Source organism: Polynucleobacter sp. AP-RePozz3-80-G7 (genome assembly GCF_018882145.1).
In the GTDB taxonomy this organism is placed as follows: domain Bacteria; phylum Pseudomonadota; class Gammaproteobacteria; order Burkholderiales; family Burkholderiaceae; genus Polynucleobacter.
This window is the reverse complement of sequence record NZ_JACVPC010000002.1, coordinates 188,055-212,776: the sequence shown is the minus strand read 5'-3', so window position 1 is coordinate 212,776 and position 24,722 is coordinate 188,055. Positions and strand designations below refer to the sequence as shown.

General features: G+C 46.2%; 20 protein-coding genes. 4 read left to right on the top strand and 16 right to left on the bottom strand.

Annotated elements, in window-relative coordinates; genetic code table 11:
- Positions 1-18: 18 nt before the first annotated feature.
- Complete coding sequence (gene mfd / locus ICE90_RS06440; protein ID WP_216191570.1) at positions 19-3,561, top strand: transcription-repair coupling factor; 3,543 nt, start codon at positions 19-21, stop codon at positions 3,559-3,561.
- Between the two features lie 20 nt (positions 3,562-3,581).
- Positions 3,582-4,472: a phosphoserine phosphatase SerB gene (serB, locus tag ICE90_RS06435; RefSeq protein WP_215322140.1), complete on the top strand. Its 891-nt coding sequence runs from the start codon at positions 3,582-3,584 to the stop codon at positions 4,470-4,472.
- Positions 4,473-4,514: 42 nt separating this feature from the next.
- Here serB and ICE90_RS06430 read toward each other — a convergent pair whose 3' ends face one another.
- From ICE90_RS06430 to ICE90_RS06400, 7 genes are all read right to left on the bottom strand, one after another.
- On the bottom strand, positions 4,515-5,699 hold the full coding sequence (locus ICE90_RS06430) for an acetyl-CoA C-acyltransferase family protein (RefSeq protein ID WP_215322138.1): 1,185 nt from the start codon (positions 5,697-5,699) through the stop codon (positions 4,515-4,517).
- Between the two features lie 81 nt (positions 5,700-5,780).
- A complete protein-coding gene (gene rimO, locus ICE90_RS06425; RefSeq protein WP_215322136.1) occupies positions 5,781-7,139 on the bottom strand; it encodes a 30S ribosomal protein S12 methylthiotransferase RimO in 1,359 nt (452 codons plus the stop codon).
- Positions 7,140-7,141: 2 nt separating this feature from the next.
- The gene (gene phaR, locus ICE90_RS06420) at positions 7,142-7,702 is read right to left on the bottom strand and encodes a polyhydroxyalkanoate synthesis repressor PhaR (protein WP_215322134.1); all 561 of its coding nucleotides are present in this window, start codon (positions 7,700-7,702) and stop codon (positions 7,142-7,144) included.
- A 128-nt stretch (positions 7,703-7,830) separates the two neighbouring features.
- A complete protein-coding gene (locus ICE90_RS06415; protein WP_072582397.1) occupies positions 7,831-8,571 on the bottom strand; it encodes a 3-ketoacyl-ACP reductase in 741 nt (246 codons plus the stop codon).
- Between the two features lie 32 nt (positions 8,572-8,603).
- Complete coding sequence (gene phaC, locus ICE90_RS06410; protein WP_216191569.1) at positions 8,604-10,238, bottom strand: class I poly(R)-hydroxyalkanoic acid synthase; 1,635 nt, start codon at positions 10,236-10,238, stop codon at positions 8,604-8,606.
- A 116-nt stretch (positions 10,239-10,354) separates the two neighbouring features.
- Positions 10,355-11,116, bottom strand: a complete 762-nt coding sequence (pgeF, locus tag ICE90_RS06405) for a peptidoglycan editing factor PgeF (RefSeq protein ID WP_216191568.1) — start codon at positions 11,114-11,116, stop codon at positions 10,355-10,357.
- Entirely contained in the window at positions 11,116-12,153 is a 1,038-nt protein-coding gene (locus ICE90_RS06400) for an RluA family pseudouridine synthase (protein WP_370624653.1), read from the bottom strand. Before ICE90_RS06400 ends, pgeF begins: the two co-directional genes overlap by 1 nt.
- 20 nt (positions 12,154-12,173) lie before the next feature.
- Between ICE90_RS06400 and ICE90_RS06395 the strand changes: the two genes are divergently transcribed.
- Complete coding sequence (locus tag ICE90_RS06395; protein ID WP_216191566.1) at positions 12,174-13,061, top strand: outer membrane protein assembly factor BamD; 888 nt, start codon at positions 12,174-12,176, stop codon at positions 13,059-13,061.
- A 71-nt stretch (positions 13,062-13,132) separates the two neighbouring features.
- On the opposite strand, the gene alr is transcribed toward ICE90_RS06395, so the two are convergent.
- The gene (gene alr / locus ICE90_RS06390; RefSeq protein WP_216863849.1) at positions 13,133-14,248 is read right to left on the bottom strand and encodes an alanine racemase; all 1,116 of its coding nucleotides are present in this window, start codon (positions 14,246-14,248) and stop codon (positions 13,133-13,135) included.
- A gap of 50 nt (positions 14,249-14,298) precedes the next feature.
- On the opposite strand from alr, the gene lplT reads away from it, so the two are divergent.
- Entirely contained in the window at positions 14,299-15,618 is a 1,320-nt protein-coding gene (lplT, locus tag ICE90_RS06385) for a lysophospholipid transporter LplT (RefSeq protein WP_216191563.1), read from the top strand.
- 17 nt (positions 15,619-15,635) lie between these two features.
- On the opposite strand, the gene ICE90_RS06380 is transcribed toward lplT, so the two are convergent.
- Genes ICE90_RS06380 through scpA form a run of 8 tightly spaced genes read right to left on the bottom strand, consistent with a single transcriptional unit; the run spans position 15,636 to position 24,715 of the window.
- Complete coding sequence (locus ICE90_RS06380; RefSeq protein WP_216191561.1) at positions 15,636-16,160, bottom strand: hypothetical protein; 525 nt, start codon at positions 16,158-16,160, stop codon at positions 15,636-15,638.
- Positions 16,157-16,687 (bottom strand): ribosomal protein S18-alanine N-acetyltransferase, encoded by a 531-nt coding sequence (rimI, locus tag ICE90_RS06375; protein ID WP_216191559.1) that lies wholly within the window; start codon positions 16,685-16,687, stop codon positions 16,157-16,159. Before rimI ends, ICE90_RS06380 begins: the two co-directional genes overlap by 4 nt.
- A complete protein-coding gene (gene tsaB, locus ICE90_RS06370; protein WP_215322125.1) occupies positions 16,687-17,391 on the bottom strand; it encodes a tRNA (adenosine(37)-N6)-threonylcarbamoyltransferase complex dimerization subunit type 1 TsaB in 705 nt (234 codons plus the stop codon). Before tsaB ends, rimI begins: the two co-directional genes overlap by 1 nt.
- A gap of 32 nt (positions 17,392-17,423) precedes the next feature.
- A complete protein-coding gene (locus tag ICE90_RS06365; RefSeq protein ID WP_215322123.1) occupies positions 17,424-17,891 on the bottom strand; it encodes a VOC family protein in 468 nt (155 codons plus the stop codon).
- 14 nt (positions 17,892-17,905) lie between these two features.
- Positions 17,906-19,942: an acetyl-CoA carboxylase biotin carboxylase subunit gene (gene accC / locus ICE90_RS06360; RefSeq protein WP_255533317.1), complete on the bottom strand. Its 2,037-nt coding sequence runs from the start codon at positions 19,940-19,942 to the stop codon at positions 17,906-17,908.
- A gap of 15 nt (positions 19,943-19,957) precedes the next feature.
- Positions 19,958-21,490, bottom strand: coding sequence for an acyl-CoA carboxylase subunit beta (locus ICE90_RS06355; protein WP_072582555.1), 1,533 nt, complete (start codon positions 21,488-21,490; stop codon positions 19,958-19,960).
- Positions 21,491-21,500: 10 nt separating this feature from the next.
- Positions 21,501-22,526 (bottom strand): methylmalonyl Co-A mutase-associated GTPase MeaB, encoded by a 1,026-nt coding sequence (gene meaB, locus ICE90_RS06350; RefSeq protein ID WP_215322122.1) that lies wholly within the window; start codon positions 22,524-22,526, stop codon positions 21,501-21,503.
- 14 nt (positions 22,527-22,540) lie between these two features.
- Positions 22,541-24,715, bottom strand: coding sequence for a methylmalonyl-CoA mutase (scpA, locus tag ICE90_RS06345; RefSeq protein WP_216191557.1), 2,175 nt, complete (start codon positions 24,713-24,715; stop codon positions 22,541-22,543).
- Positions 24,716-24,722 lie beyond the last annotated feature (7 nt).

Sequence of the window (24,722 nt, the reverse complement as noted above, 5' to 3'; positions counted from 1 at the left end):
ATTCTATAATGAGCGCAGATGTCTGATGCATTAAATCCAGCACCCCCCATACCCGCTCCACGGGCTGGGCAGCGCTTTACCTTTTCGGGCCTGGTAGGCTCGGCAGATGCTGCCTTAATCGCTCAAACCGCCCTGCGCTACCGCGATCAGTTTTCAGTGATGGTCATTTTTTGCGCTCAAGCCCAGGAAGCCCAGAGGCTTCTAGAAGAAATTCCCGCTTTTGCTCCGCAGCTAATAACCAGGCTTTTGCCTGATTGGGAAATTCTTCCCTATGACCATTTTTCACCGCATCAAGATTTGGTTTCAGAACGACTCGCCACTCTGTATGAATTGCTGAATGGTAGTTGCGACATTGTTTTGGTTCCAGTGACAACTGCTTTGCAAAGATTGGGGCCGCCGAACTTTTTATCTGGCCATACTTTTTTCTTTCGGCAAGGTGACAAACTCAATGAAGCTGCCCTAAAGCTGCAACTGCAACAAGCTGGCTATGATCCTGTGAGCGCCGTAATGCGTCCAGGTGAATATAGTATTCGGGGTGGTTTGTTTGATTTATTTCCAATGGGATCGAATCTGCCATACAGATTAGATCTCTTTGGTGATGAAATTGAACAGATTCGGGCGTTTGATCCGGATACGCAACGAAGCCTTTACCCCGTCAAGGAAGTCCGCCTTCTTCCTGGCCATGAATTTCCATTTGATGATGCTTCACGAACCGCTTTTAGAGGTCGCTGGAGAGAGGTGTTTGAGGGTGATCCAAGTCGCTGCTCCATTTACAAAGATGCCAACCAAGGCATACCTAGCGCAGGCATTGAATCCTACCTACCTCTCTTCTTTGAAGAGAAATCCAATCTTTTTGATTACTTCCCTCGCTCAGGCGATCCCGTATGGCTTGTCAGCATTGGTGATGTTGAAGAAACTATCAAAGGGTTTTGGAAGGACACACTTTCTCGTTATGAGTTCCTCAAACACGATCTTGATCGCCCCATCCTTCCTCCAAAAGAATTATTTCTTGATGTCGATGAATTTTTCAGCACCTCTAAATCGTACGCACGACTAACGCTTGAAAAGGACGGTGCCGAGAAAAGTCAATTCCTAGCGGTACCGGATATTGCCGTGCATCGCCGCGATACAGATCCGATCAACCTATTGCGCAAAGTAGTGTCATCTGAAACGGTTCGCGTACTTGTTTGTAGCGATAGTGCGGGTCGTAAAGAATCAATTCGACAACTCTTTGATGAAAGTAATTTGGTTGCCGGACTGGACGGCAACGTGCTCTACCCACTAAAGCCAGGGAGCTTCGAAAGTATTGCCGATTTTATTAGGAGCGATTCATTATTTGGGCTGGTAACTGCACCACTCTTTAATGGGTTTTCATGGCCAGCCGAAAATCTCCTGGTCATTACCGAGGCAGAGTTATTCACCACAACAGCACGACAGAGGCGTAAAGGAAAAAGTAATGAGAATGCTGATCCTGACATGCTCTTTAAGGATCTGTCTGAGCTAAAGATTGGCGATCCCGTAGTTCATGCTGAACATGGCATTGGTCGCTACCAGGGATTAGTACTTCTGAATTTAGCTCCGCCTAAAGAGGCGCCAATTTTTGAAGAGTTTTTGCATTTGCAATACTCAGGTGAAGCTACACTGTATGTTCCTGTTCAGCAGCTGCAAATGGTTACGCGTTATGCGGGATCTGACCCTGATTCAGCACCACTGCATCAATTAGGCTCGGGCCAATGGGATAAGGCCAAACGCAAAGCTGCCCAACAAATTAGAGATACCGCAGCCGAGCTATTGGGTCTGTATGCAGCCAGAGCAATACGCAAGGGTCATGCTTTTGAATTCTCAGCTCATGACTATGCTGCTTTTGCAGAAAGCTTTGGCTTTGAGGAAACTCCTGACCAAGCCAATGCTATTGCAGCCGTTATTGGCGATATGACGAGCGGTACGCCAATGGATCGCTTGGTCTGTGGAGATGTTGGTTTTGGGAAAACCGAAGTAGCGCTCCGAGCAAGCTTTGTTGCAGTCATGGGCGGAAAACAAGTTGCCATTTTGGCGCCAACCACCCTACTAGCCGAACAACATGTGGCCACCTGGAAAGATCGCTTTGCCGATTGGCCGGTACGCATTGTGGAATTGTCACGCTTTAAAACAACCAAGGAAATTAATGCAGCCCTAGAGGCCATTGCCAAAGGTGATGCGGACATCATTATTGGTACACATAAGTTACTTTCCAAGGAGACGCAATTTGCCAATCTTGGCCTAGTGATTGTGGATGAGGAACATCGCTTTGGAGTACGCCAAAAGGATGCTCTCAAGGCATTGCGCGCCGAAGTCGATATTCTGACGCTAACCGCTACACCCATCCCAAGAACCTTGGGCATGGCTATGGAAGGTTTACGTGAGTTTTCTATTATTGCCACTGCCCCACAGAAACGTCTGGCGATTAAGACCTTCGTTCGTCGCGAAGGAGATGGCGTTATTCGTGAGGCCGTGCTTCGTGAAATAAAACGTGGCGGCCAGGTTTACTTCCTGCATAACGAAGTTGAAACGATACAGAATCGCAAACACTTTTTACAAGAACTCATTCCAGAGGCGCGCATTAGTGTTGCACACGGACAGATGCATGAACGCGAGCTGGAATCGGTCATGCGTGAATTTGTTACCCAGCGTACCAATATTTTGCTGTGCACCACGATTATTGAGACCGGTATTGACGTACCCACAGCCAATACCATCATCATGCACCGCGCCGACAAGTTTGGTTTAGCTCAATTACATCAACTGCGTGGCCGTGTAGGCCGCTCACATCACCAGGCTTATGCTTATTTACTAGTGCCAGATCCTGAGGCACTCAGTAAGCAAGCGCAGTTGCGTCTTAATGCCATTCAAGCCATGGAAGAGCTTGGCTCTGGCTTCTACTTAGCTATGCATGATCTAGAAATTCGAGGGGCTGGTGAGGTCCTAGGTGATAAACAATCCGGTGAAATTCATGAGATTGGCTTCCAGCTTTATACCGAGATGCTCAATCGTGCTGTTAAGTCCCTGCGCAGTGGAAAGGAGCCTGATTTACTCTCGCCATTGCAAGCAACCACCGATGTAAATCTTGGCGTTCCCGCTCTATTTCCAGAGGACTACTGCCCTGACGTTCACGAGCGTCTATCCTTATATAAGCGTTTTGCAGGTACAAATGATTTCACAGAGCTAATGGGATTGCGCGAAGAATTGGTTGATCGTTTCGGCGACCTTCCTGATCAAGCTAAATCGTTTTATGAGACTCACCGTCTACGTTTAGAGATGACCGGTTTTGGAATTAAAAAGATTGATGCTACGCCTGCATCTATACAGATTCAATTCATCCCAAATCCGCCCATTGATCCAATGAAGATCATTCAGCTCATCCAATCTTCTAAGCACATTCAGCTAAATGGTCAGGATAAGTTAAAAGTACTTCCTCAGAAAGACCGTGAGTTCGAGAAGTTAGAACAACGCCTTGACACTATACGCAACATCTTGCGACGCCTCAACGATTCCGCAGTGTTGAGCACTGCAAAAGTAAGCTAACTATCCGATATTATTCAGCTATGCCTAAACACCAAGTCCTTGTGACGTTATCTAGAGAACCGATTGCCGATAAGCTCGTATTTTCATTAAAAGATCAGGCCTTAAAGTTTGGCATTTCGTTGCACTCTAATGGCGGTCAAATCAGTAATGGAAGCTACTACTCTGAGCGTTTTGAATCTGGAGCCCAACTAGATACAACTCAACGTGAGCATCTGCGAACTATTGCAGCAAGCTTTAATGCCGACCTGTGCTTTCTAAAGCCAGATCTGACACCACAAGACATCTGCGTACTAGCAATGGATATGGATTCAACGTTGATTAATATTGAATGCATTGATGAGATTGCTGACTTTACAGGCAAGAAGTCCGCTGTAGCTGAAATTACTGAAGCTACTATGCGCGGCGAAATCAAAGACTTTAAAGAAAGTCTAATTAGGCGCGTTGCACTTTTGGAAGGTGTACATGCTGATGCACTCGAATCTGTTTACCGAGAACGCTTACGACCTAATCCTGGAGCAGCAGAGCTTTTAGCTGGCGCTCATCAGCGCGGTTTGTACACGCTGCTTGTTTCAGGGGGGTTTACTTTCTTTACTGAAAAATTACGTCAAGAACTTGGCTTTAAACAAACGCAGGCTAATACACTCGAAATCGTGGATAACAAATTGACAGGTCGAGTCCTTGGCGACATTGTTGATGGGGTAGCTAAGGCTGCTCATCTGGACGAAGCCTGTATCCGCCTTGGCTGCACCAAAGCGAATGCCATCACCATGGGTGATGGTGCCAACGATCTGATGATGATGAATGGCTCTGGCATCAGTGTTGCATACCAAGCAAAGCCGGTCGTCAAAGAAAAAGCCGATGCGGCTTTTGACCGCGTCGGCTTAGATGCTGCTTTACTACTGATCTCCTAGGCTTGTACCCAAGAGATCGGGGTAATAGCTATGTTTCTATGTTTATAAACGCTCAAAAATAGTAGCGATACCTTGACCACCACCAATACACATTGTTACCAAAGCATATTTACCTTGAACGCGGTGTAACTCATGGATTGCCTTAGTAGCAATCGCTGCGCCAGAACAGCCAATTGGGTGGCCCAAAGCGATTGCACCACCGTTGACGTTAGTCTTGGCCGGATCTAAGCCCAAACCTTTAGTAACCGCCAACGCTTGAGCAGCAAAAGCCTCGTTAGACTCAATGACGTCCATTTGATCTAATTTCAGACCGGCGCGCTCAAGAGCTAATTTGGTTGCGGGAATTGGGCCTTCACCCATGATGTGGTTTGGAACTCCAGCTACTGCATAAGACACCAAACGAGCGATAGGCTTATGACCAGCTTTCTTTGCTGTTTCAGCATCAGCCAATACAAAGAATGCGGCACCATCATTAATACCCGATGCATTACCAGCCGTTACGGAACCACCCTCTTTTTTGAACACTGCCTTCATCTTGGCAAGTGTTTCCATCGTAGTTTCAGGCTTCACATGCTCATCGGTATCAAACACTACATCACCCTTACGAGTTTTAATAGTGATTGGCACGATCTGAGATTTAAAGCGACCTTCTTTAATTGCATTGGCCGCACGACGATGGGATTCCATAGCCAGAGCATCTTGCTCATCACGTGTTAACTTCCATTTTTCAACGAGATTTTCCGCTGTAACGCCCATATGACCAACACCAAATGGGTCAGTCAAAATACCAACCATCAAGTCGATCATTTTGGTATCGCCCATGCGTGCGCCGCTGCGCATCGCTGGGGAGCCATACATGCCGCGGGACATTACTTCAACGCCACCACCAACACCGTAATCACAATCACCCAACATAATTTGCTGTGCGGTTGTAACGATTGCTTGCAAGCCAGAGCTACACAAACGATTTAATGCCATTGCTACTGATTCCATTGGCAAGCCAGCTTGGATCGATGCAACACGGGCGACATACCCATAGCGGCTATCTGTAGGAATAGTATTGCCTACGGTGATGTAATTAATCAGCGCCGGATCTACACCTGAACGTGCTACCGCCTCTTTCATCACGATACCGCCGAGCTCGGAAGGCTCAAAACTACTCAGAGCACCGTTAAATGTACCAATTGCGGAGCGAACTGCACTTAAGACAACGACATCACGACTCATATCAATCCCCTTTGCTAAGCCCAATTGTTGGGCTGACTTTGTACTAAATAAGTAATCCTACTATCAGTTTTATTGCATTCGTCAAGTTTCGGCTATTAGGTCATGCCCTTGGGAGCTAATCACAGTAGCCTTGATGATTTCACCGGCACGATAGCGCTTAGAAGGCTTGCTAGGGGGCAAAACCCTCACTAGACCATCAATTTCTGGGGCATCGCCAATGGTTCTGCCAATTCCGCCAGATTCATCTACCCGATCAATGATGACCTGAATGCGTTTGCCTATTTTTTTAGCAAGCCGTTTGATGGAAATATCTTCGGCTTTAGCCATAAACCTAGCGCGCCGCTCTTCTCGTAATTCAGCAGGAACTGGATTATCTAATTGGTTTGCAGTAGCGCCATCAACAGGAGAGTAGGCAAAACAACCGGCCCGATCAATTTGAGCCTCTTCCAAGAAATTGAGGAGATGCTCAAACTCCTCCTCAGTTTCCCCGGGAAAGCCTGCAATGAAGGTGCTTCGAACAACCAAATCGGGACAGGCCTCACGCCACGCTAAGATGCGTTCCAAATTCTTCTCGCCACTCGCTGGACGCTTCATACGCTTAAGAACGTCAGGGTGCGAATGCTGCAGTGGAATATCTAAATACGGAAGAACACCATAACCATGCTCTGAGAACTCCGCCATCAAAGGCAAAACATCATCCACATGTGGATATGGATAAACGTAATGCAATCTGACCCAGGCCTGATGTTCACGCGCAATTTGATTTAACGAATTGACCAAATCAAACATTTTGGTTTTGACTGGTTTGCCATCCCAAAAGCCAGTGCGATATTGAATATCAACACCATAGGCACTTGTATCCTGAGAAACAACTAGCAACTCTTTTACGCCAGACTCAAATAATCTTTTTGCTTCAAGCAACACCTCACCAATCGGCCGTGAAACCAAATCACCACGCATATTGGGAATGATGCAGAAAGTGCAGCGATGGTTACAGCCTTCACTAATTTTGAGATAGGCGTAATGCTTAGGGGTGAGCTTGACACCAGCCGGGGGAACTAAATCCGTGAAGGGATCATGCGGCTTAGGCAGATGCAAATGAATGGCTTGCATTACCTCATCGGTAGCATGAGGGCCTGTAACGGCGAGGACTTTGGGGTGAATGCTTGAAATGAGGTCGCTACCGTCAGCATTTTTTCTCGCACCCAGACAACCAGTCACAATGACTTTGCCATTTTCAGCGAGCGCCTCGCCAATAGCAGAAAGACTTTCTTCCACGGCGGAGTCGATAAAGCCACAGGTGTTCACAACTACAAGATCAGCGCCAGAATAATCCTTGGCAGTCTCATATCCCTCAGCACTCAATTGCGTCAGGATAAGCTCAGAGTCTACAAGTGCCTTAGGGCATCCTAAGGATACAAATCCAATTTTCCCAGCCACAACTATTCTTTTTCAGTTTTATTGGGCTGAGGGGTAAATGGAAAGTTTCCAAAAATATTTTGAGAACCCTGCACCTGTTCTTGCATTTTGATAAAGAGATCTTTACTTTGCTCCATGTAGTTACCCATCAAGCCTTGCATCAGCGGGTTTTGGAGATTCATCATTTGTGACCATGCCTCTGGTGTACTGCCAGCACCGAGACCCTTCGTTTGATCGCCAAGCTTATTGTGAATGTCCACAAATGATTGCATGGTCTTCTCAAGATAGTTACCCATCAAACCCTGCATGGAGTTTCCATAAAAGCGAATGATTTGCGAAAGCATTTGTGATGAAAATACTGGTGCGCCACCAGCCTCTTCCTCAAGAATAATTTGCAGCAATATATTGCGCGTTAAATCTTCTTCAGTTTTGGCATCAACTACTTTAAATACTTCATTAGCCATAACCAAGTTTTTGATGTCAGATAGCGTGACGTATGTACTTGTCTGGGTGTCGTAGAGACGACGATTCGGATACTTCTTAATGAGCCGATCTTCGCCAGCTCGTTTAGCGCGGGTAACCATGTATTTTCCTTACTATTTACTGCATCGCAACATCAGCGTAGTTTAGCCTTAAGTTGTCCAAAAGGTAAATATGCTGTGTTGCGTACTGCACGTACTACAAATACTGAATTAATTGTTGCAGTGCAATATTAACCAGTGTGGATACCGCCGTTTAAGGAGAAGTCTGCACCAGTAGCATAGCCACCATCTTCAGAAGCTATCCAGCAGCAGATAGAGGCAATCTCTTCAGGAGTGCCCAAACGCTTGACTGGAATGCCAGAAACAATCTTCTCAAGGACATCTTCGCGGATAGCTTTAACCATATCAGTGCCGATATAACCAGGGGACACCGTATTTACAGTAACGCCCTTAGTGGCAACTTCTTGAGCTAGGGCCATAGTAAAGCCGTGCAGGCCTGCCTTTGCAGTGGAATAGTTCGCCTGACCAAACTGGCCCTTTTGACCATTGACAGAGGAAATATTAATAATCCGGCCCCAGTTATTTTCAACCATGCCATCAATCACTTGTTTGGTAACGTTAAACAAGGAATTCAGGTTGGTATCAATCACAGCTTTCCATGCGTCTGGGGTCATTTTGCGGAAAACGCTGTCACGGGTAATACCGGCATTATTTACCAATACGTCTACACGACCTACTTCAGCCTTAACCTTCTCAAAGGCAGCGACCGTACTATCCCAATCGGAAACATTACCTTCGGAAGCAATAAAATCATAGCCCAAGGCTTTTTGCTCACCAATCCAGCGATCTTTACGCGGAGAATTTGGACCACAGCCTGCGATCACTTTAAAGCCATCTTTAGCTAAACGTTGGCAGATAGCGGTACCAATACCACCCATACCACCAGTTACATATGCGACTTTCTGAGACATTACTTTCCCCTTTTTAAAACCTTCGTTAATTATTAATTGAGTTCTGGCGTTGCTTTTTCTTTTACATACACGCCAGGTGCCGCATCCATTTTTTTGTACTTAGCATTTCCAAAAGTAGTACCTGCTGGTTTCATTTCACCGCCAAATTGCGCAAGCCATTTGGTGTAATCAGGCCACCAACTTCCTGGAATTTGTTTTGCCCCCTCTAGCCACTCCTGGGCTGTTGGAGCAATCTTGTTATTTTCAAAGTAATAACGCTTATTTTTAGCCGGAGGATTGATCACACCCGCAATATGTCCAGAAGCGCCTAATACGAAACGATTTTTACCTTTCAGAAGATGAGTCGATTCGTAAGCAGACCTCCAAGGAACAATGTGATCTTCTTGGGATGCATATAAATATGCGGGGCAATTGATTTTTCCGAGATCCACTTTTTCACCGCAAATTTTTACTTTGCCGGGCTTCACTAAATCATTCTGCAAGTAGGTATGTCGAAGGTACCAGCAGTACATTGCGCCAGGAAGATTAGTGGAGTCGCCATTCCAATACAACAAATCAAATGGTGGGGGTGAATTACCTTTGAGGTAGTTCTCCACTACGTAGTTCCATACCAAATCATTCGGACGCAAGAATGAAAAGGTATTGCCTAAATCGAGGCCTGACATCATGCCGTACTTACCGCCCTTACCGCCAATAGAGTTCTCGCGCATCTCCACCATGCCTTCATCGATAAAGACATCCAGAATTCCGGTATCCGTGAAATCCAATAAGGTGGTTAGGAGCGTCAAGCTTGCTGCTGGGTGCTCGTCTCGGGCTGCCAGGACAGCCAACGCAGAGCTGGTTAAGGTCCCGCCAACACAAAATCCTAAAATATTAATTTGCTTGATATCGCCGATTTCTTTTACGACTTCAATTGCCTTGATAACACCCTTGCCTACGTAATCATCCCAACTTACTTCTGCCATGGAAGCATCTGGGTTCTTCCAAGAAACCAAAAACACGGTATGCCCTTGGCTAACCATGTGACGCACTACAGAGTTATCAGGCTGTAAATCGAGAATGTAATACTTATTGATGCACGGTGGCACCATTAAATAAGGGCGTTCAAATACTTGTTCTGTTAATGGCGTGTATTGAATTAACTCGAATAACTCATTACGAAACACCACATGACCCTCTGTAGTGGCAATATTTTTTCCCACTTCAAAAGCAGATTCATCTGTTTGAGAGACCTTACCTTTTTTCATATCCCCCAATAAATTAACAATCCCTTTTTGAATAGATTGTCCTTGGGAGCTAATAATGCTTTCTAATACCTCTGGATTGGTGGCAATAAAGTTAGATGGTGACAAAGCATCAATCATTTGCTCAGTAGTAAATAATATTTTCTGCTTTGACTTTTCGTCCGTCTCAACTGCTTTTGCTAACTCCATGAGATGCTTGGAATTAAGTAAATAAGTAGCAGCAATGACTTTGCTCCAGGATGAGTGCCAGGCCTTACCTGCAAAACGACGATCTTTAACCTCAATCGCTTCAGGATTGGTTGCAATGTGCGCTAATTCAGTGAAATATTCTTTTTGGATTTCAGATAAACGCTCTGGCGGAATGAGCGCCATATGATGCGGTGCCAAAGATGGTGTTGCACCGGTATTCATGCCTGCAAACATAGTAGTCTCTTCAATTAATTAAAGACATTCTCCGCCCTTAAGCACTATAGAGTTATACGCAATAACCCTAGCTTGGTGCACGGGCTAGTACTAACCCGCATGCTTTTGTGTACAAGCTATTTTTCAATCCAGATAGCTGAGGCAAATCTTCCAGTTTCACCATCACGACGATAAGAGAAAAACTGCTGCTGATCTCGAACGGTGCAATATTCACCGCCAAAAATCATTTTTATGCCACAAGCCTCTAAACGCGCTCGAGCCAGCATGTAGATATCCGCCAGAAACTTTCCAGGTTTATGGGATATTTCAGTGAATGCATTCTTTGGAACAGGAGGGCCGGAGTCTTGAAACGACTTCACAACATCCTCCCCAACTTCAAATGATTCGGGTCCAATTGCTGGTCCTAACCAAGCCATGAAGTCTGCAGCAGTGGATCCGTCAGAAATTTTGAGCAGCTCAGTAATGGTGTTTTCCAGAATTCCAGTACAAAGACCCCTCCAGCCAGCATGCGCGGCACCCACTGTAGTACCTTTGGAGTTAGTAAATAACACTGGCAAGCAATCTGCCGTCATGATGACCAAAACCTCTTCAGGAACGTTAGTGACCGAGGCATCTGCCTCAATTGACATCCCTCGGTTTAAGTCTCGACTATTCGGAGTGCTTACTGTTGTTCGGTGAGTCTGCTTTAACCAGATAGGTTCGCCTGGCATCCCTTTAGTAAAAATTGTTCTATTAAGCAAAACAGCCTCAGTCCGGTCACCTACATGATTCCCCAGATTTAGAGAATCATATGGGGCTTGACTTACCCCGCCCAACCTTGTGCTTACTCGTGTGTGCACCGACTTTGGGGCGGGCCATTGAGGCTCAACCAAACTCATCAGCGTGACTCATTTTCAATAGAGGCCAACACGACAGATTCTTTCGGCAGAACTTCGTCACTCATTCCAACTTGCGGTAATAAGTCCAATAAATCCTGTGGTGGCAAGCGGAACCAAGTCATTAATTCATGCTTCACTGGATGTTGAAGACTTAAAGCAAAGGCATGTAAAGCCTGGCGATTAAATGAAAGATTTTTAGCCGCGCCCGGAGCTTTTTTGCGGTAGACCGGGTCCCCCACCAACGGAAAGCCGAGTGATTCTAGATGGACGCGAATTTGATGCGTACGCCCCGTTTCCAGGCGACACTCCAACAAGGCAACAGGAGCCTCTCCGACCAAACCTTTGGCCAAGCGTCGAAATAAAGTAGCCGCCGGTTTTCCTTGTGGACTGCCTGCGGCCATCTTGAGGCGATCTCGCTGATCGCGCCCTACCGAAGCTAGGACTTTGCCTTGACTAGGGGCATCACCCCACACCCAAGCCAAATAGCGACGTCCCACCGTTCTTTCTTGAAGTTGACGTACCAGGGAGGTTTGGGCATGCGATGTTCTCGCCACGACCATCAGACCTGAGGTGTCCTTATCCAGGCGATGAACAATTCCCGCCCTTGGGAGTGACTTGAGCTCTGGATAGCGATGTAAGAGACCATTTAACAGGGTTCCAGACCAATTTCCAGCTGCTGGGTGAACCACTAGGCCTGGTGGCTTATTGACCACAATAATGGCCTCATCCTCGTAAACCACATCCAAGGGGATATTTTCAGGGCTGAAGGCAAATTGCTCCGGCATTTCCTGAGGAAAGACCTTAACGCTCTCGCCGCCATGGAGCAAATAGCGGGCTCTAGTAACCCTTCCATCGACCATAACGGCCCCAGCCTCAACCCAGGCTTTAAGGCGATTACGTGAATAATCAGGCAAAGACCCTGCTAGCACCTTGTCCAAGCGCTCGCCAGCCATCTCCAAAGGGATATCTAGGGAGATAAAATCCTCATCATCGATATAATCAATGGGATTCGAATCAGGAGTTTGCGGCAATGCCACGCTTAGAGAGCCTTTCAGTTATGTCCGACGTAATATCAGACGCCAGTTTAAGGCTTGCTGGGAATTATTCCTCACAAAAAAAGAGCTTTCATGTAAGTGGCACTCCATTTGCCCTACTTTTAGCCTTCATGTTTACATTAATGCTTTTGGGTGGATGCGCAGGTAGCGATGGCAGCAAAGATGACACCGATATTTGGTCGGAGGCAAAACTCTACTCTGAAGCCACTGACAAGCTCAATGATGCTGACTTTGCTAAGTGCGGCAAGTACTTTGAAAAATTAGAGGCACGCTTTCCTTTCGGGCCCTATTCACAACAAGCACAAATTAACTCTGCTTATTGCTACTGGAAAGCGCAAGAGCAAACTCAAGCACTGGTTGCGATTGATCGCTTTATTAAATTACATCAAGGCAGTCCGAGTCTTGATTACGCCTATTACTTGAAAGGTCTCATTACTTTTAATGATGACTTGGGATGGCTTGGTAAGTTCACTGGCCAGGATCTCAGTGAGCGCGATCCTAAAGCCGCAAAAGAGGCCTTTGAGTCATTCAAGATAGTAGTGGAACGCTTCCCAGACAGTAAGTACGCTCCAGATGCATTAGATCGCATGCGCTATATCGTGAACTCTCTTGCCGAGGCAGATGTTATCGTTGCCCGCTTTTACTATCAGCGTGGCGCCTATTTGGCCGCAGCCAATCGTGCCCAACTAGTTATTCGTGATTATGATCGCGCACCTGCCGTTGAAGAAGCGCTCTACATACTCACTAAGTCTTATGAGAAGCTTGGTATGGTCGATCTCAGCAATGATTCAGCCCGCGTCTTCAAATTAAACTTCCCTGACAGTCAAATGATGATCACCGGTCAACGTGTTCAAAAAGAACGCAGATGGTGGCAGTTCTGGAATAAGTAAGCTTGTTTTATTCTCAAAAAAATCCTCCGCTGTGGAGGATTTTTTATTTACCGGCTTGGCATTTTCTTTATCTACCGGATCTCAACAGGAACCCTAGGCGCCACGGCACAAAGCAACTCATAACCAATGGTTCCACTCATTTGCGCCACATCATCTACTGGAACTTTGTCACCCCAGAGTTGAACAACGCTACCGATGCCCGCATTTGGCGCATTGCTTAAATCAATCGCCAGCATATCCATAGAGACTCTTCCAGCAAGTGGGCAAGTCACGCCATGATCACCGTTGCTAACCCAAACCGGAGTGCCATCTTTTGCGTGCCGTGGATAACCATCGGCATAGCCGCAAGCCACAATGCCAACACGCATTGCATGAGGCGCTTCATAACGACCACCATAACCAATGCGATCACCTTTTTGAAGATCTTGAATATCGATAATTTCACTATGAAGTTGCATGACCGCCCTGAGGTTGGCATGCTCAATATCAGCATGCAGTCCTGTTGGTGATGCGCCGTAGAGCATGATGCCTGGGCGTACCCAATCGCCTAAGGCGTTGCGATGCCACAAAATAGCTGCAGAGTTTGCTAGCGATGTCGCACCCTTTAAACCAGCAATCGTTTCATTAAATAACTCTTGTTGACCGCCAACTGAAGGTAACTGATCCACTTGATCCGCATTGGCAAAATGGGTCATGTGATGCATGTGATAACCAGTAGCATGCAAGCGATGGAAAACAGTTCGATAAACCTCGGGCTTAAATCCTAAGCGATTCATGCCGGTATTCATCTTTAGAAAAACACTTAAAGGCTTATGGTTTTTACCTTTAAATCGCTCCAGCCAATCTACTTGAGCATCACAGTGGACCACAAGGTCACACGCTAAATCTTCCGCTCGGCTTAGCTCATTTTCATGAAATAAACCTTCTAAAAGGAGGATGCGCCCCTGCCAGCCATGCTCCCTTAGCCAGGCGGCGTCCTGTATGTCTAACAAGGCAAAGCCATCGGTAGAGGACAGACCCTTTAGCGCAGCTTCAAAACAATGGCCATAGGCTCGGGCTTTAATAACAGACCAAATTTTGGATTCTGGCGCCAATTCCCGAACTCGGTTTAAATTATGCTGAAAGGCGGCAATATCAATAGATGCCAAAATTGGTCTATTAATCAGGCCGTTAGCTGAATCACCCATTTTCACCCCTCCTTTCATGCTTTAATTGCAGTAATGACTAGATTGTACGAATGAACCGTAGCTTTTACATCATTATGGCGGCGCAATTTTTTTCGTCGCTTGCCGATAATGCTCTCCTAATTGCCGCTATTGCGCTCTTGGCCCAGCTTCAAGCTCCGGCCTGGATGACGCCGCTGCTCAAATTGTTCTTTGTATTGTCCTACGTTCTTCTGGCCGCCTTTGTAGGTGCCTTTGCAGACTCCCGCCCCAAGGGCAATGTCATGTTCATCACCAATACTATTAAGTTTGTTGGCTGCGTGACCATGTTGTTCGGTAGCCATCCTTTAATGGCCTACGCCATCGTTGGCCTAGGTGCCGCCGCTTACTCACCAGCTAAATATGGGATTCTGACCGAACTTCTGCCACCTGAAAAATTAGTTGCTGCTAATGGTTGGATCGAGGGATTAACGGTAAGCTCAATCATTTTAGGCACCGTTTTAGGTGGCGTTCTCATTAGTAGCACCGTATCTCAAAGTCTTTTAGCCCTTGACATGCCTACATTTGATACTGGCATTGATACGCCGGCTGAGTCCGCAATTCTGATCATCATGATGATTTATGTCGTTGCCGCACTCATTAACCTAAAGATTCCCGATACTGGCGCACGTTATGTTTCTCAAAAAACCAATCCCATTGAATTGGTCAAAGACTTTGCCATTTGCTTTAAGACACTCTGGAATGATCGCTTAGGTCAAATCTCCCTAGCAGTAACAACCTTGTTTTGGGGTGCTGGTGCAACTCTGCAATTTATTGTCATTAAGTGGGCGCAAGTGGCTTTGCATATGAACCTATCCCAGGGGGCTATTTTGCAAGCCATTTCCGCTGTAGGCGTTGCCGGTGGTGCTGTATATGCAGCTTGGCGTATTCCACTTCGTAAATCCCTAAAGGTACTGCCCTATGGCATTGCTATGGGCCTAGTGGTCTGCGTCATGGCAGTCTATAACTCAGATATGCTTCTCAATATAAGCATCCTTACAATGGGCAAGTTGCAGATATCTCTGAACTTATTGCCTGCTTATTTTTTATTAATACTAGTAGGTTGGTTGGCGGGCTACTTTGTAGTGCCAATGAACGCCTTGTTGCAGCATCGTGGTCACGTCCTGATGTCTGCAGGCCACTCCATTGCAGTACAGAACTTTAACGAGAACATCTCTGTTTTGGTGATGTTGTTAATTTATTCTCTGCTGATCTGGCTGGATATACCAGTTCAATTTGTGATTATCGGATTTGGTTTGATTGTTAGCCTAATAATGTGGCTAGTGATTAAACGCCACGCCAGAAATCAAGCGGAGTATGACTCCATGCATCTGATCGGCGAACACAAGCAATAGACTTGCATACGATTAGATCAACTGTTTTGCAGCACAGATCTCGCTAACAACATATCCTGCCAGAGCAATGCCTTATCATTTGGTTTTGCAAGTACTTGATTTAGTTCAAATGAAGCAATTACTGGAATCTCTTCTTCATTGCCAGTATTTAAAGCTAAAACTGTTTCACGCAACTGCGGCAATGGATCTCTTTCACCAGTGATTTTTTGGGCAGTAGGCCCACCGAAGGCAATTGCTATAACAGGCATCTCAGGGGCACTCAACTGACTCAGACTATGCCCTGGATTTTTCCAAGCCCACTCATTTTTAGCCAGTCCCAAAACACGAATCATATTTTGAAATAAGATTTGAGCATCCCCCTGTGGTTCACTACCAAAAAACCACCACATTCCATAGCTAACTCTTGGAGTTAACTGTGCAAGCTCAGAAGAGGCTTGAGCGTTAGTCTGCTCGGTTACTGAGGCTGTCTCCTGTATGACATCCCGAGAAGTCCATTCGGTGATGCCCATCTCTTTTAAGAAGGCTGAATCAGTATTGGTCATGGCTCTAGCTTAATCGATTTGGCCATAACGAGCGCATCTTCTCGAGATCCAGTCTCCAGGTTGGCTGGATAGTAATTCTTACGCACACCAATTTGCTCGTAACCCAATTTTTGATAGAGTGTTATTGCAGCGGTATTGCTTGGCCTTACCTCTAAGATAATTCGGGGCATTTTTTGTTGGGCTGCTACACCCTCGATCGCAGCCATCATTCTTTGGCCTAGCCCAAGCTTGCGCAAATGAGGCGAGACCGTAATATTGAGAAGGTGCAATTCATCTACCGCGGGAAAAAGGATGCAGTAAGCCCAAAGCACTGCTGGATCCAAATAACTACCCTTCACCATTTGGTCTTCTTGCGGACGAATGCAATAAGCCCAATGTCCAGCGGCCAAAGAATCGGAAAAATTACCTTTTGTCCAAGGGTGAATGTGCGAGACGGACTCTATCTTGAGAACTTCATCTAAGTCTACAACTTGCATTGGCATGAACGAGAGCTCTGCAATACCTCCTGCCGGGGAAATATCAGACATTATTTCATCCCCCCTTCACGCTCTGCAGTGGTAAATGCCACTTTATTTCGCACATACATTGGCTCAAGCAGTCGAACATCTTCCTGCAAACCTTCTTTAAACGATTGTTTGGCGCACTCTAAGACACCCAATGCAGAGATTGAGATCTCGACATCCTTTGGACCATCAAATAGGGGCATACGATTGCTGTAGGCATTTAAAGCGCTACCAGCTATGAGTTGCAAGCCATCAAAGTTAAGCACTTCAGGCTTTGTGAGGTGAATATCACTCACGCGTTTTGGTAATTGAGTAGCTTGAGACTCATAGTTCGCCCAATAAATTTCTTCCATGCGTGCATCAATGGCTATCATGAAGCGTTGAGGCTTGGTCTTTTTATAAATCTCGGCGCTGGTAATTTGCGCGGCTATTGCATCTAAGCTACATACGGATATGACCGGAAGATTATTTGAAATTGCCAGGCCTTGAACTGCAGCCACACCCAATCTAACCCCCGTGAATGCGCCGGGACCAATACCAACAGCAATAGCATCGAGATCTTTTAAAGACAGTTTTGCATTAGCTAGCAGCGACTCAACCCAGGGCAATAGAAGTTGGCTGGCACCAGCTGAAACAGCTTCATGCCTGAACTCTGGTGCTTTATCACCTAAAGATAAAGCCACCGAACACCACGCTGAAGAGGTGTCGATGGCCAATATATTTGCCAATTTGAATCCTGTTTGCTAATTACAAAACCAAATTATGAACTTAATCCTGCAATCACCTCAGGAGGCGCTTGAACCAGCTCAATGAGCACCCCTTCACCGCTAATCGGGAACTCGTCATTCCCCTTGGGGTGCACAAAAGTAATGTCATAGCCTGCAGCACCCTTGCGGATGCCCCCTGGAGCAAAGCGCAGGCCATTGGCTGAGAGCCACTCAACCGCTTTAGGGAGGTCATCCACCCACAAACCAATATGGTTCAGAGGTGTCTGATGTACAGCTGGTTTCTTTTCGATGTCAAATGGCTGCATCAGATCAACCTCTATCTCATAGGCACCTGATCCAATCGCACAAATATCTTCATCTACGTTTTCACGCTCAGAGACAAAAGTACTTTTGTATTCAAATCCGAGCATATCAACCCACAACTTCTTGAGTCGATCTTTATTTTCGCCGCCTATTGCGATTTGCTGAATACCTAAAATCTTAAATGGCTTAGTGCTCATAGTCATTAACCTGGTTACTCAAAGCGAATAATTAATTGATCCACCGCCAAGCTATCACCCTCTTTAGCGCAGATTTCAGCAACCACACCATCTTGCATAGCGGATAGCGTATTTTCCATCTTCATCGCTTCAATTGAGGCTAGTTTCTGACCTGCGGTAACCGCTTCACCTGCCTTGACAGCAATTTTCGTTAATAGGCCTGGCATTGGAGACATTACTAATTTAGAAGTATCTGGCGGTAACTTGACAGGCATGCGACGTTGTAACTCTGCGCCCAAAGGGCTCAGAACCATACATTCGAAATGGGCGCCATCCAGAATTAACAGATACTTAACGCCACGACGCTCTACTTGTGCAGTAATCTTATGTGTACCGTTAATGGTTGCGTGCAGACAAATCTGCCCAGGACGCCAGTCACTCACAATGTCATAACGGCTCACACCATCAGCATCATCGATGTATACAGAATAGATGCCGTCTTTCAATTCAACGCGAATAGGCACTTCATACGGATCATTCATGGAGCCGGTTTTTTTACCAGTAACCACTACGAATTTCTTTGCAATGATCATTTCATGGCCAGCTAATTGCCCATCAATCATCTTAATATGCTCAAGATAGCGATAGCGCATAAACGCAGCTAATGCTGCCAAACGCTTAGGATCAGCGGGCTGTACAGAATGCTTTTTAAAGCCCTCTGGATATTCTTCAGCGATAAAGCCAGTTGTAAAGTCGCCATTTACAAAGCGAGGGTGTTGCAATAAGGCCGCCTGAAATGGAATATTGGAATGAATGCCGCGAATCACGAAATCATTTAATGCTGCGCGCATCTTTTCAATTGCTTCTGTACGATCCTTGCCGTGAACAATCAATTTAGCAATCATTGAATCGTAATACATTGGGATTTCACCGCCCTCATACACACCGGTATCTACACGCACTCCATTAACAGATTCTGGTGGACGATACTTCACTAAGCGGCCAGTTGATGGAAGGAAATTGCGGAATGGATCATCAGCATTAATTCGACACTCCATCGACCATCCATCTAACTTCACATCTTCTTGCTTGAATGCCAACTTCTCGCCTGCAGCAACACGAATCATCTGCTCGACCAAGTCAAGGCCGGTAATACTTTCGGTCACTGGATGCTCAACCTGCAAACGGGTATTCATTTCCAGGAAGTAGAAAGACTTATCTTTTCCTACAACGAACTCAACGGTACCGGCGGACTGGTAGTTCACGGCCTTAGCTAATGCAACCGCTTGTTCGCCCATAGCTTTACGAGTCACTGGATCAATAAAGGGTGAAGGCGCCTCTTCAATCACCTTTTGATGACGGCGCTGAATAGAGCAATCGCGCTCATTGAGATAAACCACATTGCCAAAGGAGTCACCTAAAACCTGAATCTCAATATGACGCGGACCCTCTACAAACTTCTCGATAAAAATACGATCGTCACCGAAGCTGTTCATCGCTTCTGTTTTGCAGGCTGCAAAACCCTCAGCAGCCTCTTTGTCATTAAATGCAACTCGCAAACCCTTACCACCACCGCCTGCCGAAGCTTTAATCATGACGGGATAGCCAATACCTTGAGCAATTTTGACCGCTTCTTCAGTGGTGTCAATCGCCTCGTTATAACCAGGAATAGTATTTACCTTGGCTTCTAAAGCAAGCTTCTTAGATGCGATCTTGTCACCCATAGCAGCGATGGATTGATGCTTAGGGCCAATAAAGACAATGCCCTCTTCCTCGCAACGCTTAGCAAACTGCTCGTTCTCAGATAAGAAGCCGTAGCCAGGATGCACCGCTTCAGCGCCGGTATCTTTGCAGGCTTGGATAATGCGGTCCATTACTAAGTAAGATTCACGCGAAGGTGCTGGTCCAATGCAAACAGCCTCATCTGCCAGTTGTACGTGACGCGCCTCTTTATCTGCCTCAGAATAAACAGCAACAGTCTTGATGCCCATTTTTTTAGCGGTCATCATCACACGGCAAGCAATCTCACCGCGGTTAGCAATCAAAATTTTCTTAAACATTTTCGTAGTCATAATTTATCAGCGCCTTTACAGAGGAATATTGCCATGTTTACGCGCAGGATTCTTCAAGTCTTTATCTTTGAGCATCGCTAGTGAACGAGCAATCCGTTTACGGGTCTCATGCGGGAGAATGACATCATCGATGTAGCCGCGACGACCTGCCACAAAAGGGTTGGCAAACTTCGACTTGTACTCAGCCTCACGTGCAGTGATTTTTTCTGGATCTGATTTCTCTTCGCGGAAAATAATCTCAACAGCGCCCTTAGGGCCCATCACGGCAATTTCTGCTGAAGGCCAGGCAAAGTTGACGTCACCACGTAAATGCTTAGAAGCCATCACGTCATAGGCGCCACCATAAGCTTTACGAGTAATTAAAGTCACCTTAGGTACGGTGCAATCTGCGTAGGCATAGAGCAATTTCGCACCATGCTTAATAATGCCGCCGTATTCTTGTGCAGTGCCAGGCATAAAGCCAGGAACGTCGACTAAGGTCACTACAGGAATATTGAATGCATCACAGAAGCGTACGAAACGTGCAGCCTTGATGGATGCCTTAATATCCAAACAACCAGCCAGAATCAGTGGTTGATTGGCAACAATACCAATCGAACGGCCTTCGATACGAGCAAAGCCAATCACGATGTTTTTTGCGTAATCAGGTTGCAATTCAAAAAACTCGCCATCATCAACGATCTTTTCAATCAACTCTTTCATATCGTAAGGTTGATTTGGATTTGATGGCACTAAGGTATCTAGTGAAAAATCAGGCTCTTCTGTACGGTTCGCACCTTTGATCAAAGGTGGTTTCTCACGATTGGATAAGGGCAGGTAATTAAAGAAACGACGCAGCATCATGATCGCGTCAACATCGTTATCGAAAGCCAAATCGCAAACACCAGATACTGTTGAGTGAGTCACTGCACCACCTAATTCTTCGGCAGTAACATCTTCATGAGTAACGGTCTTCACTACTTCAGGGCCCGTTACAAACATGTAAGAGCTGTCTTTGACCATGAAGATAAAGTCGGTCAAGGCTGGAGAGTACACAGCGCCACCAGCTGAAGGCCCCATGATCAAGGAAATTTGGGGGATCACGCCAGATGCGGTCACATTACGTTGGAAAATCTCTGCATAACCACCAAGAGATGCAACACCCTCTTGAATACGCGCACCGCCAGAGTCATTCAGACCGATTACAGGAGCGCCCACCTTGAGCGCTTGATCCATGATTTTACAAATCTTTTCCGCATGAGCTTCAGATAAGGAGCCACCTAAAACGGTGAAGTCCTGTGAGAACACAAATACGAGGCGACCATTAATCATTCCGTAACCAGTTACGACCCCATCACCAGGAACGGTTTGATCAGCCATGCCAAAATCATGACAACGGTGTTCAACAAACATATCCCACTCTTCGAATGTGCCTGCATCAAGCAAAAGCTCAATGCGCTCACGAGCGGTTAATTTGCCCTTCGCATGTTGAGCCTGGATGCGCTTTTGCCCGCCACCCAATCGAGCAAGCTCACGCTTAGCTTCGAGTTGTTGAATGATTTCCTTCATTTCTTGCTCCTTAGAAAAATTCATGCCCCATGGCTTCCAGTAGCCGTCTTGCCGCCACTGAAGCTGCCATAGTTCCTTGGTTTACCTGTGCTGCCAAGCTTGGTAGAAGCGCTTGAACGGCTTCATTACTACGAAATGCGTTTTTTAATCCTGCATCGATGCGATCCCACATCCATGCGCCTGATTGTTCTTTGCGCCGGGAGTCAAATTTCCCATTGGCCTTTTGCAGGAATTCAAAATGAGAAACTTTTTCCCATAACTCAGGAACGCCGTTACCTTCTAAAGCACTTAAGGTCATGACTTGCGGGTGCCAAAACTCTTTGTTATGGGATACATGATCTGGATTTCCTTGGAAACCCAGTAGTCGTAACGAACTGGTGATAAATAATTGAGCACGCATTGCGGCATCAGGATCGATGTCTACTTTATTGATGACGATCAGATCGGCAATTTCCATTACGCCTTTTTTAATTGCCTGCAGATCATCGCCAGCATTGGGGAGTTGCATTAATAAGAACATGTCTGTCATACCCGCAACGGCAATCTCACTCTGACCTACGCCGACTGTTTCAACGATAATCACATCAAAACCTGCCGCTTCAGCAACCAACATAGCTTCACGCGTCTTCTCTGCAACACCACCCAGCGTACAAGACGATGGACTTGGACGGATAAAGGCGTGCTCCAGAACGGATAGACGCTCCATACGGGTCTTATCACCCAAAATAGAACCACCAGAGATGCTAGATGAAGGATCGATCGCCAATACAGCGACTCGATGACCTTTATCAATGAGGTAAAGGCCTAAAGTCTCAATCAAGGTCGACTTACCAACTCCTGGAACACCTGAAATTCCCAGACGAAATGAATTACCTGTTTTTGGCAACAAAGAATTCAACACCTCATCAGCGCGATGACGATGATCCAGTCGAGTTGACTCAAGCAGCGTAATGATCTTCGCTAATGCGCGTCGCTGTTTTAGCGATGGCGCACCAGTGAGATCATTCACCAGGGCTTGATCAGCGGCTTCGAGCATGCCTATGGCCCGTACTAAGCTGGTTTAACAGACTTGCGGATTTGCTCGAGCACATCCTTGGCCGAAGCTGGAATTGGAGTGCCTGGACCGTAAATGCCCTTTACACCTGCCTCGTAGAGGAACTCGTAATCTTGCCTTGGAATCACACCACCAACGAATACGATGATGTCGTCTGAACCCTGTCTTTTTAATTCGGCAATGATGGCTGGCACTAATGTTTTATGGCCAGCAGCCAATGTAGAAACCCCCAAGGCATGTACATCATTCTCGATCGCTTGGCGCGCACATTCTTCTGGAGTTTGAAATAAAGGCCCGATATCCACGTCAAAACCCAAGTCAGCATAGGCTGTAGCAACCACTTTTGCACCACGGTCATGGCCATCTTGCCCCAGCTTTGCGATCATCACGCGAGGGCGACGACCAAAGTCTTTTGCAAAATCAGCAATTTCAGTTTGGAGTTTTGCCCAGCCTTCGGCTGAGTCATAAGCAGCTGCATACACACCGGTCACCTTTTGAGTATCGGCGCGATGGCGCCCGTAAACTTTTTCTAATGCATCAGATACTTCACCAACAGTTGCTCGTAAACGAATTGCATTAACAGATAACTCCAATAAGTTTCCAGAGTTATCCTCAGCAGCCTTAGTCAACGCTTCTAACGCAGCCTCTACTTTTTTGGAGTCACGCTTAGCCTTAATATCCTTAAGGCGTGCAACCTGACCTTCACGGACCTTATCGTTATCGATCATTAATACATCAACAAGATCTTCTTTGCCAAGCTTGTATTTGTTCACACCCACAATGACATCAGAGCCCGAATCTATCTTGGCCTGTTTTTCTGCAGCAGCAGCTTCAATTTTGAGCTTGGCCCAACCACTTTCAACCGCCTTGGTCATGCCACCCATGACCTCTACTTCTTGAATAATTTCCCAGGCTTTGTCAGCCATTTCTTGAGTGAGGTTTTCCATCATGTAGGAGCCTGCCCAGGGATCGATCACGCTAGGAATATGCGTCTCCTCTTGCAGAATCAACTGCGTGTTACGCGCAATACGACTGGAGAACTCAGAAGGCAAGGCAATCGCCTCATCCAATGAGTTGGTGTGTAAAGATTGCGTGCCACCAAATACCGCAGCCATAGCTTCAACAGTTGTTCTCACCACGTTGTTATATGGGTCTTGCTCAGTCAAGGACCAGCCTGATGTTTGACAGTGCGTACGCAACATCAATGATTTAGGGTTCTTTGGCTCGAATGATTTCATAATGCGCCACCATAACAAACGGGCAGCACGTAATTTGGCAACTTCAAGGTAGAAGTTCATACCGATAGCAAAGAAAAATGAGAGGCGACCTGCAAAGCCGTCAACATCCAAACCCTTAGCAAGCGCTGTTTTTACATACTCTTTACCATCAGCCAAGGTGAATGCCAATTCCAAAACTTGATTAGCGCCAGCTTCTTGCATGTGATAACCCGAAATAGAAATCGAGTTGAACTTCGGCATGTGCTTAGCGGTGTACTCAATAATGTCGCCAATAATACGAATCGAAGGCTCTGGTGGATAGATGTAGGTGTTGCGCACCATGAACTCTTTCAGAATGTCATTCTGAATAGTTCCTGATAGCTGCTCCTGTTTTACGCCCTGCTCTTCACCAGCCACAATGTAACCAGCCAGTACCGGCAATACAGCACCGTTCATCGTCATCGAAACAGATACCTTGTCCAATGGAATGCCATCGAACAAGATTTTCATATCTTCAACAGAGTCAATGGCAACACCGGCCTTACCAACGTCACCAGTAACGCGTGGATGATCGGAGTCGTAGCCGCGATGAGTGGCTAAGTCAAAAGCAACGGATACGCCTTGACCACCTGCATCAAGCGCCTTGCGATAAAACGCATTGGATTCTTCTGCAGTTGAAAAACCAGCGTACTGACGAATGGTCCAAGGACGAACCGAGTACATCGTTGCTTGAGGGCCACGTAGAAATGGTTCAAATCCAGGCAATGTATCGGTGTAATTAAGACCTTCTACATCAGATGATGTGTATAAGGCTTTTAAATGAATCCCATCCGGGGTTTTCCAGCCCAAGGAATCAACATCACCATTAGGTGCCGATTTTTGCGCTGACTTTTCCCAGGCCTCTAGATTGGCGTCTGGAAATGATGGCCATGAATTATTTTCTTTAGAACTCACAAAAACT

What these genes read in the sequence shown, in the direction of transcription:
- mfd (WP_216191570.1), top strand. Translation starts at nt 19, where the DNA reads ATGTCTGATGCATTAAATCCAGCACCCCCCATACCCGCTCCACGGGCT.
- serB (WP_215322140.1), top strand. Translation starts at nt 3,582, where the DNA reads ATGCCTAAACACCAAGTCCTTGTGACGTTATCTAGAGAACCGATTGCC.
- ICE90_RS06430 (WP_215322138.1), bottom strand. Translation starts at nt 5,699, where the DNA reads ATGAGTCGTGATGTCGTTGTCTTAAGTGCAGTTCGCTCCGCAATTGGT.
- phaR (WP_215322134.1), bottom strand. Translation starts at nt 7,702, where the DNA reads ATGGTTACCCGCGCTAAACGAGCTGGCGAAGATCGGCTCATTAAGAAG.
- ICE90_RS06415 (WP_072582397.1), bottom strand. Translation starts at nt 8,571, where the DNA reads ATGTCTCAGAAAGTCGCATATGTAACTGGTGGTATGGGTGGTATTGGT.
- phaC (WP_216191569.1), bottom strand. Translation starts at nt 10,238, where the DNA reads ATGTTTGCAGGCATGAATACCGGTGCAACACCATCTTTGGCACCGCAT.
- pgeF (WP_216191568.1), bottom strand. Translation starts at nt 11,116, where the DNA reads ATGAGTTTGGTTGAGCCTCAATGGCCCGCCCCAAAGTCGGTGCACACA.
- ICE90_RS06395 (WP_216191566.1), top strand. Translation starts at nt 12,174, where the DNA reads ATGTCCGACGTAATATCAGACGCCAGTTTAAGGCTTGCTGGGAATTAT.
- alr (WP_216863849.1), bottom strand. Translation starts at nt 14,248, where the DNA reads ATGGGTGATTCAGCTAACGGCCTGATTAATAGACCAATTTTGGCATCT.
- lplT (WP_216191563.1), top strand. Translation starts at nt 14,299, where the DNA reads ATGAACCGTAGCTTTTACATCATTATGGCGGCGCAATTTTTTTCGTCG.
- ICE90_RS06380 (WP_216191561.1), bottom strand. Translation starts at nt 16,160, where the DNA reads ATGACCAATACTGATTCAGCCTTCTTAAAAGAGATGGGCATCACCGAA.
- rimI (WP_216191559.1), bottom strand. Translation starts at nt 16,687, where the DNA reads ATGTCTGATATTTCCCCGGCAGGAGGTATTGCAGAGCTCTCGTTCATG.
- ICE90_RS06365 (WP_215322123.1), bottom strand. Translation starts at nt 17,891, where the DNA reads ATGAGCACTAAGCCATTTAAGATTTTAGGTATTCAGCAAATCGCAATA.
- accC (WP_255533317.1), bottom strand. Translation starts at nt 19,942, where the DNA reads ATGACTACGAAAATGTTTAAGAAAATTTTGATTGCTAACCGCGGTGAG.
- ICE90_RS06355 (WP_072582555.1), bottom strand. Translation starts at nt 21,490, where the DNA reads ATGAAGGAAATCATTCAACAACTCGAAGCTAAGCGTGAGCTTGCTCGA.
- meaB (WP_215322122.1), bottom strand. Translation starts at nt 22,526, where the DNA reads ATGCTCGAAGCCGCTGATCAAGCCCTGGTGAATGATCTCACTGGTGCG.